Below are 14612 nucleotides of genomic sequence, written 5' to 3'. Positions count from 1 at the left end.
TGTTGTGCACACTTTTGTCGGACCCTGTTAACTGCCGATTGGCAGCAGGTCACCCCGTGCCGGATCCCAAATGTCGTCGCTCTCAAGCGCAACGACTGCCCGCACCCTTTTTAAGTCAGCGAGCACCTCCACCGCCGGACGCCGCCCCGTTTCCTGAGCCGCGGCGTAACGGGTGTATTTGTGACTGTCCGGCTCAAACCACTTCAACGATTCCAAAGTAGCCATGGCATCGCCCTTGCGGCTGCGCGTGATGCGAATGATCGTGATCCCATCCTAAGCGCTCGCGTCGAATGGAGACACGCTGCCAACGCTTCATCTGCTCTACCCCATCTTTGTTCCAAGGCGGTCGGATCATCTCAATGAGCCCTGCCTCGGGGTGGCCAAAGCATGCATATTTATCGTTCGGCCCCGCATCGAATTATCATCTGCGATGTGGGACTCGATCTTGGGTTGGCGACGGCTTCGCTCCGGGAGTAGACGTCGGACCACTGATAAGTGCCGGACCTTCTCCACAATTTCTCGGCGGACTCATCGTGAACGCTCGATTGGACGTAAATGCGGTTCGCGGAAACGCAGGTCTGGCCGGCATTGCGGAACTTCGCCTGGACCGCACCGTCAACAGCACCGTCAATGTCGGCATCATCGAAGATGATGAAAGGTGCATTGCCGCCGGTTTCAAGGCTGACCTTCTTGATCTGGTCAGAGCACTGACGCATCAGCAGCCGTCCGACCTCGTTCGAACCGGTAAAGCTGATCTTTGGAATTGGTGCAGAGTTCACGGCCCACGCGATCACCTTCGGACGCATAGATCAGGTTGACCACGCCATCGGGAAAGCCGGCCTGATGGCGAGAGCAAACATTGCACCTAGCCACGCCACGATAAGATCGAGCGCGGCTTCGTTGCGTGCGGGTCTGTGGTCAGTGGAGGGCGGAGGAAAAGCGCTCGGCGTGCTCGCCCTCGCGATACCACTGGTTCGCGCCGGCAAGCGCCAGTTTCTGAGGCAAATCGCCGAACAGCTGGTAGAGCCTTACTCTCAGGGCTTGGCATCTATGTCGCCTACGACCGCCACATGCAGCCCGTCGCGTGCGAAAGCGGCTTTGTGGAAGGCGCTTAGATCGGAGGGCGTTACGCTAGTCAGCCTCCCTTGGGCGGTCTCGAATACGGATGCGTGCGTAGATTCCGCGCCGCCAGGCCAGCTCGGCGATCGCATGAGGTTCGCGCTCATTGGCAATGATTTCGGAGAGAAGCTGGGCGCGTATGCGGTCGAAAAGTGCTGGTGTAGCCGGATGCGGGTCCCGCCGCCGAGAATGTCGGCCAGCAGTCGAGCGCCGCGGCCCCGCACCAGGGACCGCCCATGAATGACTCATGCGAGGCGTCTCAAGGCTGTCCGCGATCCAGCGCCAGATCTCCGCCTCGCCCGAGACGCGCAGAGCTGGCCGGTTGTGCAGGAGCCGTCGGCAATATCCGCCTTCCTCGTTCGGATGGGTAACGCTTGCGATACGGAGTCTTGACTTTGGCAGTCGCTCTGTGACATTACCTATATAAAGTTCGAAAGAAGGCGATATGGATCATGCATAGGTCACAGAGACCCGAATGAAGGCAACGTATAAACGCACCTATTCGCGCTACGCGATGGAAGCGCTTGGCCTTTTCGGTAAGACCATCCGGCTTGGCCGGATGCAGCACCGGTTAACCGCACAGGAGTTAGCCGAGAGAATCGGTGTTTCACGCAGCACCCTGCAGCGCATCGAGAAGGGCGATCCCAAAGTCGAAATCGGACTGATGTTCGAAGCTGCTGCCATTGTCGGTGTGAAGCTGTTCGATGCCGACGGCAATGGCATCACAGCCCTCACAGGCCGCATGGACGATCGCATCGCGCTGCTGCCGAAGCACGTCTACAAGGCCGGCAAGCAGATCGTCGATGAGTTCTAAGGTCCCCAAGTACGACGAAGCCTATGTCTGGGTCTGGCTGCCGGGCGAGACCGCGCCGGTTGTCGCCGGGCGGCTATATGCCCATGACGGACTCGTCAGCTTCAACTATGGCAGGAGCTTTCGTGAACTGGGAAGCGCGATCCCGCTTTATCTCCCGGAACTGCCCCTGAAGGCAGGCGAATTGCCTTTGCTTCCTGGCCTAACCATGCCGGGATGCATCCGCGATGCTGCCCCTGATGCCTGGGGACGACGGGTTATCCTAAACCGCAAATTCGGTGTGAAGGGCGATGAAATCGCGCGGCTCGATATTTCAGAACTGACGTTCTTGCTGGAATCAGGCTCGGACCGCATCGGCGCGCTCGATTTTCAGTTTTCGCCAATGCATTACGAGCCGCGCGCACTGGCCAATGCCACTCTCGAAGAGCTTGTCCAATCGGCGGAGCGGGTAGAGAAAGGTATTCCGCTCACCCCCGAATTAGATCAGGCGCTGCATCACGGCAGCTCGATCGGCGGCGCAAGGCCAAAGGCGCTGATCGAGGGTGACGCCGTCAAGCATGTCGCGAAATTTTCCTCGTCTGCCGACCTTTACAGCGTCGTCAAAGGAGAATTCATAGCCATGCGGCTTGCCGCCTTGTGCGGCATCAGAGCGGCATCCGTCTCGCTCGTTCGCGCCGCAGGCAACGACGTGTTGCTCGTCGAGCGATTCGACCGGATCAAGGTCACGGGCGGCTGGCAACGCAAATCCATGGTCTCAGCGCTGACGATGCTCGCGCTCGATGAGATGATGGCGCGTTACGCCAGCTACCAGGATTTGGCGGAGATCATTCGCCACCGATTCACCGCGCCGTCGGAAACTCTGCGCGAGTTGTTCAGCCGCATTGTCTTCAACATACTTTGCGGCAACACCGACGATCATGCCCGCAACCATGCGGCATTCTGGGACGGCGCTAAGCTCACCCTCACGCCTGCGTACGATATTTGTCCGCAGGCCCGCAGTGGCCAGGAGGCCAGCCAGGCCATGCTCATCAGCGGCAATAACCGCATGAGCCGGATAGCGTCCTGCCTTGAAGCGGCGCATCACTTCCTGCTCAGCGCGCCGGAAGCTCTTGCGATTGTTGAAGGCCAGCTCCGATGCATTGCGGAGAATTGGCCGCGTGTCAGCGAGGAAGCTACGCTATCCGGCACAGATCGCAATCTGTTCTGGGGCCGACAGTTCCTCAATCCCTACGCTTTTACGGCGCTGGAAGGAAGCGCCGACGTTCTCCGCGCTCTGGCTGACGAACTACGCAACAGTGTTCACGCCTGATCCGGCGCTGGATTTCGGACAAGCTCGGCAAGCGCAAGACGCCCACAATATCGACAACCCTTGCCGTGCCAGGACGAAGATTGAACAAACGGCTCTTCAACAGTGACAACGTGCACTGCGGAGAGATGTGGAGCTGACACCGCAAAAGCCCAAGACGCGCGACTTCCCGCGATACAACTCCACATAACTGAGCGTCTACAAGCGGTGCAGCCAGCCAAACATCCAGCCATCAAAGCGATGATCGTCTGATCTTTTGCCGATGACATCACGTCGGGGAAGCCTTGTTCGAGCGCTTGCCGCTTCATATCGATACCGGCCTGGGCGTAGCGCATCGTTAGTTCAGCCCGAGTGGCCTGGCCATCGACTGATGGTGGCGATGTCAACACCCGCCTTGACGAGGTGGATGGCCGTCGTGTCCCGCAAAGGGCGATGATGGATGCTTTTTTCCGCCATGGTGGTTCCTTCGCCCGCAGCCATGTGTGCGCAGCAAGTATGGAACACCGAACCGGGTGAGCAGTGTGGGGCGGTCGTTGCTTTGCTCGGCGGGACAGGGCGATACCAGACGAAGGTCACAATCGAAGATTCAGGATCCCTGAACTCGTGCATCCGTATTGAACATCAGCGAAAACAGAGCGTAATCCCGCTGTCCAGAAGGCGTGCGGCGGACGATACGCGCCAGGACGCTCTTGATTTCCGGGCTCATCGAGATATTCGACAGGTGCCACCCACGCGCCCTCTTGAAGGGAAGTGTCACCACCAGTTGCAGCGTATCCTAATATTCGGGGTGCTCCGAAATCAGGAACCGCGCAAAGGCATGCATCGCCGCCAGCCTTGCATTGCGGGTCGCAACTGCCACGCTCGACCTCAAGTGATGTGAGAAAGCTGCCCATCCTGTCGGTATTGATGTCGGAGACCGCTTCTTCTTTCAAGAATATCTTCCCGCTCTCCCGCGGCATGAGCCCGTGGCATGCTTCGGCCCAATGCTGTGGATTGATGTTTCTTCATGCCACAACCTCGCTGACGAGACCGCCGAAAGCCCCTTCAAAGCGGTCGGTGGCGATCTCTCGCAGCTTTGGAAGGTAGTGCATTGATTTTTCGTGGAATGGGGACCCTGTTTAAAGGGTGATTTTCGTCCAAACGGGACCCCTTAACGATGGGGTCATCAAGATGCCTCCGGCTTGATCGGAGGCATTTGTGTTTTGGATGTTGGTTTTAGAGACGATTGCAAAGATACGTCGGCTGTCGCTGGTCCAGGGGAAGTCGATCAAAGCGATCTGCCGTGAGCTGAAGATCTCGCGCAAGGTGGTGCGCAAGGTCCTGCGTTCTGAGGAGACGCAGTTCCGCTACGAGCGCAAGCACCAGCCCTATCCCCGCATGGGAGCTCGGCGTGAGACGCGGGACCGGCTGCTGTCGGCGAATGCGGCCAAGCCGCAGCGGGAGCGGCTGCCGGTCGCTTCGACGGCTTCCATTGCATTCCCCCGTCGGTGTCGAAGACCTGCACGGTGCGCTTCGACAACAACAAATACTCGGTGCTGTCGAGTGCCGTCGGTCGGCCCATCGAGATCCATGCTTATGTCGATCGGATCGCATCCGCCAGAGGATGGCGTGGTCGTGGGAGAACACGTTCGCTCCTTTGGCCGCAACGAGGTCGCCTACGATCCCTGGCACACGGCGCGCGCCGTTCCTTGGCTGGGTCGTGCGGTCGGCAATGGAGAAGGTGCGGCGCAGCTCAAGGCGGTTGATGACGTCGACCGGCAGATGGTGTTGATCCTCACCTGGGTGCTGACCGACGGATTGAGCGCGGTCGAGGCCGCCTGTCAGGAAGCCATCGAGCACGGTGCATCGTCGGCGCCGGTGATCCTCAACATCCTGGCCCGCAGCCGCGATCCGGCGCCGGGCACGATCCTTTCCATTCCCCAAGCGCTGAAGCTAGCTCACGAGCGGTCGCCGACTGCACCCGCTATGACAGTCTCAGGAGGACAAACAGCCATGGAACGCACCGAGGTACTGGAACTGATGGGAGCGCTGAAGCTCTACGGAATGCGCAGAGCCTATGACGAGATCATGGGCGCGTCGCCATCAAGCGACGGCACGAGCCGCCCAGGATTGTCGGTGATCTCTTGCAGGCCGAGATATCGGAGAAGCAGGCCCGCTCCATCAAATACCAGTTCGCTGTCGCCAAGTTGCCGCTGGCCAAGGACATCGACGACTTCGACTTCGCCGACACGCCGGTCACCCCCTGATGCGCGATCTCGCCCGGCCGCGCCTTCGTCGCCGATCAGCGCAACATCGTCCTGGTCGGCCGCCTTCACGGGTCACCCAACTCGCGCGGAAGGTCGACCGCATTGCGACGGGCGCGTGTCGACTTCCCAACAATGTCAGACAGGAGACGCAACGCTATCGGAGCGATCGCATTGCCCGAAACGATTTTCCCAGTTGGCACGACAATTGCGGTCCTATGCGCAAAAGCAAACTAGACCTGAGAGCCGCACCGCATGAATGTAGCCTCCCAATATCTGCCGCTTGTGGCGCATCACGAAGCCGGGCACGCGGTGGCCGCCATCGTTTTGCACCGTCAGACGTTCGACGACGACCGTGAACTCCCTGCTTTCTCAAGTGTTAGTATTTACCCCGACGCCGGTGACGGAGAGTGCGGTGGTTTTGTCGAAGGCACGGTTTTCTATTCAGCGCAAGGATTCACCTCGGAGCTAAAGCCGATTTTCGAGAACGATATGGATCGACATTTCCAACGCGATGAAGCGATCCAAGAGATAGTTGCGTGTCTGGCAGGTCCTTTTGCAGAATCCGCATTCGAAGGCTATCTGGACCCGCGCGATATGGCGATGAATGCGTCCGATGGGAATGAGGGGAGCAGCGACTACGCGGATGCCAAGCGAATCTATGGTGAGTTGCGGTTCCTGATGCCGCGCCGCCCCGATTGGGGGCGGATCGAAGATTGCACGGCCCGGCTAGTACTCGATCACTGGTCGGCCATCGAAGCATTGGCCGCGCATTTGCTGGTCAAGCATGCTCTCCAATTCGATGAGGCTCTGACGATTGTTGCGCCGCATCTTCCGCCCATGCCAGCAGCTACGCCGCCAGAGCGTCATCCGCAGCCTGCTTGATCAGCCATTCGATGTGATTTGACCACATCTGCAACACCTCGCGCTTCTCCTTGACGTTGCTATAGAGATTGTAGATTTCGCCAATGTCTGTCAAGGACGCCGCCTTGTGATTCAGTATGTGCTCGATGACGTGTGGCAATACCTGCCGCCTGCCGAGATTTGTCGCGAGCGTCCTGCGCAGATCGTGAAGGGTCCAGTTCTCCAAAGCCACCCCGTCAGTATTGACCTTGCCGTCTAGAGCCTTCTTGCCCTTCGCGTAGCCTGAGAAGTGGCTTCTTTCGTTGCCCCTCGCAGGGAAAAAAACGTGTCATTGGTCTTCGGTACCGTCTGGGGGACCGACACCGCCAGTGTGGACAGCGGAATAAGCGTAGGCTCTTCGTTCTTCGTGCGGTCACCCGATAGTTCCATGTTCCGGCTTCAAGGTTGAGGACCAACGCATCGCGGCAACTTCCGTACGCCTCTGTCCGGTCAGAATGAGCAGCTTGACGATGGAGCCGAACGAATAGCCGATATCGCCCGGTTCGGGCTCACAGCCCGTTCATATAGCCGCCAGTTCGGCATCGTTCACCACTCGCTTGCGCTTGACGATCGGGGCCGGATCCGGATTTTCCAATCCCTCGCGGGGAAACCGCGGATGAGCCGTTGCGGCGGTTTGCGACACCAGTTGAAAAATGCCCGCATACACCAGAAGGCCGTGTTAGCCGCTTGCGGGTGACCCCCGGCGACGATCTTCTTGGTGATGTTAGCAATGTCGGTGTCGATCACATGGTGGATAGAGCGACTCCCGAGGGCAGGCACAAGATACCGGTTCAGGCTGGCCTCGACCAGTGCGGTGTTTTGAGGGTCGTTACTCGGCGGCCTGGAGGTGACCGCCATCGCCGTCCTCGGTATCGTCAGCGCTGATATGCGCCTGATCGGCAAGGAAGGCTGGCAGTTCCGATGGAGCTATGCTGGAATTTGGGTGACGAGGCTGATCAAGCGGCGCTCTGCGGCTTCGTTTCGATGACCTGGATTCCGTCCAGGAACCTGGCACCTGCGATGAGTTTCGGCAACTGATTTTGTCCTTTCAATCGTCGCCACTTCCTGGCCGCGGCCAACAGCTTGAAGACCATCAGCTGGGCGGTTTTCGAGGATAGCGAGCCCTTGGTACGCACCGTGCGATAGCGAACGGTTGCAAAGACGCTTTCGATGGGATTGGACGTTCGCAGATGATCCCAGTGTTGGGCGGGGAAATCGTAGAGCGCCAGCGACGCAATATGATCTTTCGTCAGGCAGTCGACCGCCTTGGCATACGCCTCGGCCTCCATCTCGATCGCATGCGCAAGCAATTTGCGCGCGCCGCTGCGAAGTACATCCGTCAGGGTATCATCGATTTCGTCGGGCTGACGAAGGCGAACAATGTGTTGATAGTCTCGTTCATGGCGTATCACTCTCCTTGAGAGGTACTGGCAGGCTTCATCACCCGCCTCGATACGCCGCTCTCCTCAAGCCGCCATCATCCAGTTTCCGCCATGGCTCCCCCTGATTGATCCGCTTCACCTGTGCAACTGCACAGGCTGCCCTAGCGGGGAGATTGGCCTCCAATGGCGAAAGCTTGCCGCAGGAGACCCTCCGATGACCGTGCCTATGGCGCCGCCGCTACGACAACTTGCCGACAAGCAGCGTGCGATCCACTGCCGCGCTACTGCGCCTTCAAGGGACGTCTGGATCGCGACGCAGGAGCCGATGACCGTTACGGGATCAATTCCAGGTCGCGCTGGCCGTCGCTGTGCCAGTTCGACGGTCTGGTGGCAATTTGGGCACATCTTCTGTCGCCGACAGTGGCGATGGCTGACGCTTCAACGAAACGGGGTCTTCGACGTCTGCTGCCTTCGCCGATGCTTTGCGAAGTGGCATAATGTTTCGACGCACGCAGGCGCGGGCAGGGGATGTCAGTCATGAATCTCCTGACTGGCGCGGATCAGGCCGATTGGCGGGATGAAAGATCATACGACTACACCGCTGGCCTGACGCTGCGGGAGTGGGCTTGGGAGTTCTTACGCCGCAATCCAGCGTTCCAGCGCGATCTGACCGCTGCGCGCCAGCATTGCAAGACTTGGTCTCTCCAATCCTTTCTCGATATGGTCGCGTCGGCCGGCGACCTGTCACGCTGGGGTGTTCTGTTTCGCGGAGTCTTGTGGCCGCGCTTCGGTCGTATTCTGGTGTCCGCTCTGGTGCGTCCATGTGCTGCCGGTCATTGCGGAACGGTTGCCTGCCTCGTCGCCGACACCGCCGTTCGAACTCTCGGCATTGCCCTGTCGTGCAATCGTCCTGCTGGCGCCCGACAAGAGCCAGCATGTTCTTCTTCGCAATGCGGACCACGCGCTGCAGCTCGCCGTCTCGGGCGCGAATATCCTCCACCCTGTTTGCCTGCATACGCAAGCCATCTGGCCCGCGGTGCTTTTAAAGCATCGACTGAGGGGACTGGAGTGCCTCAATGCTCTCAGTCTAGGGCAACAGTTGCCCCCCCGCTTGTTTGCGCCGGAAAAGCGCGGCGTTCGTTTGTCCTTCGTTCTTCGTGCGCTCGACGGTTCGCTCGCCGGAGCACCTCATCGCGAGCTCGCCGAAGTTCTCATCGGTCAACGGCGCGTCCATGCCGACTGGGCGGATCCTCGCGATCATCTGCGCGACCGCATCCGTCGGGCCGTCTCGCGTGGCCGCGCGCTCATGAATGGTGGCTACAGAGATTTCCTAATTTGAAAAGCGACAGTCCGCGCTGTGCGTCGGTGGATGAACGTTCGCTCGCAGCTGTACCCGTCACCAACAGTTCGCCCGCCGACAGGACTGCATGGCGCCTTGCAAGTGCGCTCTGGTCTAGCTTGTCGATGCCGAAATGAGATGGGCGAGGGTGCCAAGGCGGTGGTTCATTAGGGCCGGCCTCGACCTGGACGCACATCATTGGTCGGAAAGCGGCGTGCACCGCAATGTCGCCATAGCAGCCAAGATCCTTTGAGGCCGGACCTGCAGTCCTGTTGGACCGGCGGGTGCAACAATATGGAGGGATCTGAGGCCTCACACCGTTCCCTGGTCGACAGCTCGGTCAACATAGCACCCACCGCTTGATTATGGAAATGGTGTGCCTGGAGTGCAGCGAGTAGCGGCTTGCTGCGCACTGTCCTAAGAATAGCAGTCATGACCCGTCTGGGGTTCTGCAACACGACGATTCAACCGCTTGGGCATTGTCGCATATCCCACAATGTAGAATGCGCAACAGGGCAAAAGCTGATCCATCGGCGGTTTATCAATGCTTTTTGGCTTGGCACGGCACATGCAACGCAATCGGCAAAAGGCGCACGAACTGAGTGGCCCATCGGCCCTAGGAGCGCTGACTTATGCCCTCCCAAGGCATGTCCGGCCCGACAGCGAGCTCAGTCTCCTGCCGGGCATCCGTGTTTCAGGTCAACGGCGTTTGGAACTTCCAATTAGGTGGCGGCATTGACCGCAGGCCGCCCCCCGGTGGGGCGGAGAGACAGTGCAGCAGGTTTCAAATCCCGCCCATGCAAAGATATTTCATTTCCAGATAGTCCTCGAGGCCATGACGGGAACCCTCCCGCCCGATGCCGGATTGTTTGATCCCGCCAAACGGTGCCGCCTCCGAGGACATGCGTCCCGTGTTGATGCCAACCATGCCATATTCCAGAGCCTCTGCCACACGCCAGACCCGCTTCAGGTTTGAGGCATAGAAGTATGCGGCGAGGCCGTATATCGTGTCATTGGCCTCGCGCACGACCTGATCCGCATCGTTGAAGCGAATGATCGGCGCGAGCGGCCCGAATGTCTCCTCTTGCGCGACTGCCATGACGCTGGAAATCTCGGTGAGGACCGTGGGTTCGAAAAACGTGCCATTCTTGCCGATACGCTGGCCCCCGCATCGTATTGTGCCGCCTTTCGCAATGGCATCTGCGACGTGAGACTCGATCTTGGCCAGAGCATGCTTGTCGATGAGCGGTCCGATGTCCACTCCGGCATCGAATCCGTCGCCAACCGACAAGTGCCGGATTCTTTCCACGAATTTCTTGACGAACTCATCGTGAACGCTCGATTGGACGTAAATGCGGTTCGCGGAAACGCAGGTCTGGCCGGCATTGCGGAACTTCGCCTGGACCGCACCGTCAACAGCACCGTCAATGTCGGCATCATCGAAGATGATGAAAGGTGCATTGCCGCCGGTTTCAAGGCTGACCTTCTTGATCTGGTCAGAGCACTGACGCATCAGCAGCCGTCCGACCTCGTTCGAACCGGTAAAGCTGATCTTTGGAATTGGTGCAGAGTTCACGGCCCACGCGATCACCTTCGGACGCATAGATCAGGTTGACCACGCCATCGGGAAAGCCGGCCTGATGGGCGAGGGCGAACATTGCGCCAGCCACGAGCGGCGTCTGTTCAGCGGGCTTGAGCACGATTGTGCAGCCCGCAGCCAAGGCCGGCGAGATTTTGCGCGCCACCATGGAGGCCGGGAAATTCCATGGCGTGATCGTGCCAACAACGCCGATGGGCTGCTTGATCACTAGCATTCGGCGGTCTGTCGAGGGTGCCGAGATCGTCTCGCCATAGACGCGATTGGCCTCCTCGGCATACCATTGCAGATACGCCGCCGCATGCGATACCTCTGAAATGGCTTCGGCAAGCGGCTTGCCCATTTCCGCAGTCAGAATCGCGGCGAGATCGCCTGCATGGTCGATGATCAGCTGATGCCATCGCCAAAGAACGTCGCTACGTTCTCGGGCCGTCAACGCGGCCCATCCCGACTGCGCAACATAGGCCTTGTCTACCGCAGCACGTGTCTCCTCCACGCCCATATCGGGAAGCTCTGCCAAAACTTCGCCGGTCGACGGATTGACGACCTCGAACGTCTTATTGCCAACTGGTCTGCCGAGTGCCGGCAGGCGGTCGATGGCTCCAAACAGGTGCGGGGATTTCAGACGGCGGATCATCGGCAGGCACAGGGGCAATACCGGATTCCTCCTCAACGCAGCGAACATCCAGGTCGACAGGCCGTCAGTGTGTATTCTGCACCAGTGGGTTCGTCGTAGGGCCTCGGCAAAGCAGCTGGTAGACCACGCTAGCCCGATGAAAAGACAGCAGTTTCGTTAGTTTGAGTGCCCGCGGTTCATCAATTGATGGATTAAGCAGTCGGATGTTTGCTTCATCCACCATGCCTGCTGGTGGCATGCGACTGAATTCTGCAAAAAGGCGGCATACATGCTGAGGAGCGCCATTTCGGCGAGAGGCCGCCGGACCGCCAATGCCGCGCAAGGTCGGCGAAAACGACTCCGCGCGTCTGCATGATCTGCTTGGCCCACGGGCCTCCACATTCGCTCTTCCCACGAGAAGCCCCGATGAAGAAGGAAGGTGAGATGAGTTTCTTTACTCATCCTTGCCGCCCAGCGGCGGGCCGACCACCAAAATGGCGGGCTCGGCCGAAAGCAGCTTTTTGGCCGCCGCCTTGACCTGTTTGAGCGTCACCCGACCGATGCTGCGGGCGCGACGCTGGTTGTAGTCGACGTCGGCCTTGTGAATCTGCAAATCCAGGAGCCGGTCTGCAATCGAGCGGGTCGAGCCCAGTTGGTCGATGGCATAGGCGCCGATCAGGTGCTTCTTCGACGCCTTGAGCTCGGCCCCGGTCGGTCCTTGCTGCGCCATCTGCTTTACCACATCTCGCACGATGCTCAGTGTTTGGGCAGCGCAGTCCGAGCGTGTCTCTGTCGTAACCAGAAGCGAGTCAAGGGTTAGTTCAGAGCTGACGTGATAGGCAAGGCCGCGTTTTTGACGTACCTCCTCGTAAAGGCGGGAAGTCAAGTATGAGCCGCCAAGGATGTCGTTCAGCAGCACGGCCGCGTAGAAATCCGGCGCGCTAGGCTTCACGCCAGGCCAGGCCAACGTCAGCGAAGTCTGCGGCAGGTCGTAGTTCTCCTCCACCAGTTGACCGAGTTTCGGCGCGACATCGTAGACGGGGACGAGGGTTTGTTGCTCAGGCAAATCACCAAACAGCTGGTCAAGCCTTTCCCTCAACGTGTTCGCGTCAATGTCACCCACCACGGCAATATGGAGCCCGTCGCGAGCGAAAATGGCCTGGTGGAAGGCGCGGAGGTCGGACGGCGTGATGCCGGGCAGGCTCTCTTTTGTGCCTTCTCCCAGCCTTGAACAAGGATGCGCGCCATAGATCGCGCGCAGCCATTTGCGCTGAGCGATGGCGTTAGGGTCTCGCTCGCTGCCGACGATGCGGGAGACAATCTCGGCGCGGACGCGATCGATCGGCCCCTGCTCGAAGCGCGGCGCGTTCAGCGCGAGCCGAAGCAGGCCGAACGCCGCGTCCTGCTTTTTGGAAAGCATGCACATCGATCCGTAGATGTCGTCGCTTTGCGCGTCCAAACTCATTTCGGCGCCGGCATGGTCGAGCTTCACCTGGAAGGCACCGCTGTCGTAATGGCCAGCGCCTTCGATGAACAGGCCGGCCATCAGTTTGGCCATCCCCTCCTTCCCGACCGGGTCCTGCTTGGTGCCGCCCTTGAAGGCAAAGCCGATGTTGACGATTTCCACTGTGTGGTCCTCCACCAGCCAGGCGATGATGCCCTTTTCGGACTTCACCTCCTGGATGTTCATCGCAGCATGGGGCCGAGCGCCGAGCGTCATCTCTTGATTCTCCGTCTTGGGCAAGAGATAGCCCGTGGTCGAACGGTCGAACGCGAGATAGCGGGCGGCAACTGCTTTGATTTGCTCGGGGGTAACCTTGCGGATGCGATTCGGCCGTTCCTCGACATCCTTCACGGTACCGCCGGTGGCCAGCGTCGAGCCGTAGATGCTGGCGAGCCAGTCCAGGTTGTCTTCCGCAAAGATCATATTGAGCAAATAGTGGTCCTTGGCCTTGCCTAGTTCCTCGTTGCTGACACCATCCTCGGCAATGCGGGCAACTTCGGCAGCGGCCGCCGCTTCGAGATCAGCCAGCTTGGCATCGCCGCGCGGTGCGCCATAGATGGCGAACTTGGTGTCGTCGAGCATAGTGCCCTGGAAATAGACGCGGGCGCTGGAAGCGATACCTTGCTGGACAGCGAGCGCCTGGTAGAGCCGGCCGCGGTTACCGCCGCCGAGAATTTCGGCCAGCAGGTCGAGCGCTTCGGCCTCGCCCGGCTTGGCGGTGTGGTAGGACGGCACCACCCACTGCGTCGAAAAACTGGGCACGCTGACGCGGGCGTCTGAGAGCGTGACGGTGCGCCTGGTGTTCTGCTCGGGCTCAACCGGCCGGATGCGCGGCGGCAGGTCAGGTCCGCGCGCCACCTTGCCATAGGTCTTTTCGGCCAGCGCCCGCACCGTGTCCGGTTCGACATCGCCGGCCACGATCAGCACGGAGTTGTTGGGCCAGTAGTACTTTTCATAGAAGACGGTGGCGTCGACGCGGTTCAGCTGCTCGATCTCCTGCATCCAGCCGATGATCGGGATGCGATAGGGGTGGTTCTGCCACAGCGTCGCGTCGATCTCCTCATGGAGAACGTCCTGCGGGTTGGTGTCGGTGCTTGAGCGGCGCTCCTCGATGACCACATCGCGCTCGGTCTTGACGACATCGTCGGTCAGGATGAGGTTTCGCATTCGGTCGGCCTCGAAGCTCATCATCAGCTCGAGCGCCGACGGCGCCACTGTCTGATAGAAGGCGGTGTAGTCGGAGGAGGTGAAGGCGTTGTTGGAGCCGCCGATCTCGAACACTGCGCGGTCGAATTCGCCGCCCGCATGGTTGGTCGTCGCCTTGAACATCAGATGCTCGAAGAAATGGGCGATGCCGGATTTGCCCGGCGGCTCGTCGGCGCTGCCGATCTTGTACCACACCATGTGGGTGACGATCGGCGCCCGGTGGTTGGGAATGACGACCACCTCCATGCCGTTGTCGAGCACGAAATCCCTCGCCTTGCCGTCCTCCCATGCGACGGGGATCGGAGCCGGCCCCGCGCCGACCAACTCGGACGCAACGGACGTCCTGCGAAGCCCATGAGTGCGGGGCTTGCTTGGTAGTTCTGGTAGGGAGAGTGGGGTTATGGGCTGCGTTCCTGGCAAAGTGATCTGTTCCTCATTTTGAAGGATCTATGTCTCCCGAACGCCTATTGGGAGAAAGTGGATCGGCACGCGACGCCGAGCCACATGAGCCGTCAGCGTGTTGCTGGGCCTGACGCGAGCCTCATCTTTGGATGCGTCCGGGAAACTTTCGGCATGGTGAGGCCAT

6 protein-coding genes and 9 pseudogenes are annotated in these 14612 nt (G+C 59.8%); 7 read left to right on the top strand and 8 right to left on the bottom strand.

Annotation, left to right across the window (positions count from 1 at the left end):
* Positions 1–520 precede the first annotated feature (520 nt).
* A pseudogene (locus tag P9273_RS22695) lies at positions 521–869 on the bottom strand (aldehyde dehydrogenase family protein); the annotation flags it as partial.
* Between the two features lie 764 nt (positions 870–1633).
* On the opposite strand from P9273_RS22695, the gene P9273_RS22690 reads away from it, so the two are divergent.
* On the top strand, positions 1634–1933 hold the full coding sequence (locus P9273_RS22690) for a helix-turn-helix transcriptional regulator (protein WP_210326673.1): 300 nt from the start codon (positions 1634–1636) through the stop codon (positions 1931–1933).
* Positions 1923–3239, top strand: a complete 1317-nt coding sequence (locus P9273_RS22685) for a type II toxin-antitoxin system HipA family toxin (RefSeq protein WP_063169281.1) — start codon at positions 1923–1925, stop codon at positions 3237–3239. The genes P9273_RS22690 and P9273_RS22685 overlap by 11 nt, the downstream gene beginning before the upstream one ends.
* A 569-nt stretch (positions 3240–3808) precedes the next feature.
* Here the strand turns inward: P9273_RS22685 and P9273_RS22680 are convergent.
* Positions 3809–4168, bottom strand: coding sequence for a hypothetical protein (locus P9273_RS22680; protein WP_126066776.1), 360 nt, complete (start codon positions 4166–4168; stop codon positions 3809–3811).
* Positions 4169–4684: 516 nt separating this feature from the next.
* On the opposite strand from P9273_RS22680, the pseudogene P9273_RS22675 reads away from it, so the two are divergent.
* The 3 genes and pseudogenes from P9273_RS22675 to P9273_RS22665 form a co-directional block, all read left to right on the top strand.
* A pseudogene (locus tag P9273_RS22675) lies at positions 4685–5296 on the top strand (Mu transposase domain-containing protein); the annotation flags it as partial.
* Positions 5229–5542: pseudogene (locus tag P9273_RS22670) on the top strand (ATP-binding protein); the annotation flags it as partial. The pseudogenes P9273_RS22675 and P9273_RS22670, both read left to right, overlap by 68 nt.
* A gap of 192 nt (positions 5543–5734) precedes the next feature.
* Positions 5735–6364, top strand: coding sequence for a hypothetical protein (locus P9273_RS22665; RefSeq protein WP_278050857.1), 630 nt, complete (start codon positions 5735–5737; stop codon positions 6362–6364).
* On the opposite strand, the gene P9273_RS22660 is transcribed toward P9273_RS22665, so the two are convergent.
* The 3 genes and pseudogenes from P9273_RS22660 to P9273_RS22655 all read right to left on the bottom strand — a co-directional run.
* Positions 6330–6458 carry a hypothetical protein gene (locus P9273_RS22660; protein ID WP_135907184.1) on the bottom strand — a complete coding sequence of 43 codons (129 nt, stop codon included), beginning with the start codon at positions 6456–6458 and terminating at the stop codon, positions 6330–6332. The genes P9273_RS22665 and P9273_RS22660 overlap by 35 nt on opposite strands.
* Positions 6459–6461: 3 nt before the next feature.
* Positions 6462–6578, bottom strand: a pseudogene (locus P9273_RS32410) (hypothetical protein); the annotation flags it as partial.
* 760 nt (positions 6579–7338) lie between these two features.
* Positions 7339–7710 (bottom strand): annotated as a pseudogene (locus tag P9273_RS22655) (transposase); the annotation flags it as partial.
* Positions 7711–8292: 582 nt separating this feature from the next.
* Between P9273_RS22655 and P9273_RS32405 the strand changes: the two are divergent.
* Positions 8293–8472, top strand: a pseudogene (locus P9273_RS32405) (transcriptional regulator domain-containing protein); the annotation flags it as partial.
* Positions 8473–8587: 115 nt separating this feature from the next.
* Positions 8588–9103 (top strand): DUF2285 domain-containing protein, encoded by a 516-nt coding sequence (locus tag P9273_RS22650; protein ID WP_224570032.1) that lies wholly within the window; start codon positions 8588–8590, stop codon positions 9101–9103.
* Between the two features lie 784 nt (positions 9104–9887).
* Here the strand turns inward: P9273_RS22650 and P9273_RS22645 are convergent.
* The 3 pseudogenes from P9273_RS22645 to P9273_RS22635 form a co-directional block, all read right to left on the bottom strand.
* Positions 9888–11202: pseudogene (locus tag P9273_RS22645) on the bottom strand (NAD-dependent succinate-semialdehyde dehydrogenase).
* Between the two features lie 568 nt (positions 11203–11770).
* Positions 11771–12496: pseudogene (locus tag P9273_RS32300) on the bottom strand (M16 family metallopeptidase); the annotation flags it as partial.
* A gap of 549 nt (positions 12497–13045) precedes the next feature.
* Positions 13046–14350 (bottom strand): annotated as a pseudogene (locus P9273_RS22635) (M16 family metallopeptidase); the annotation flags it as partial.
* Positions 14351–14612 lie beyond the last annotated feature (262 nt).

Origin of the sequence: Mesorhizobium sp. WSM4935 (assembly GCF_029625735.1) — a bacterium.
Classification (GTDB): domain Bacteria; phylum Pseudomonadota; class Alphaproteobacteria; order Rhizobiales; family Rhizobiaceae; genus Mesorhizobium.
Note: the sequence above shows the minus strand (reverse complement) of the source record. Positions and strands in the feature narration are given on the sequence as shown.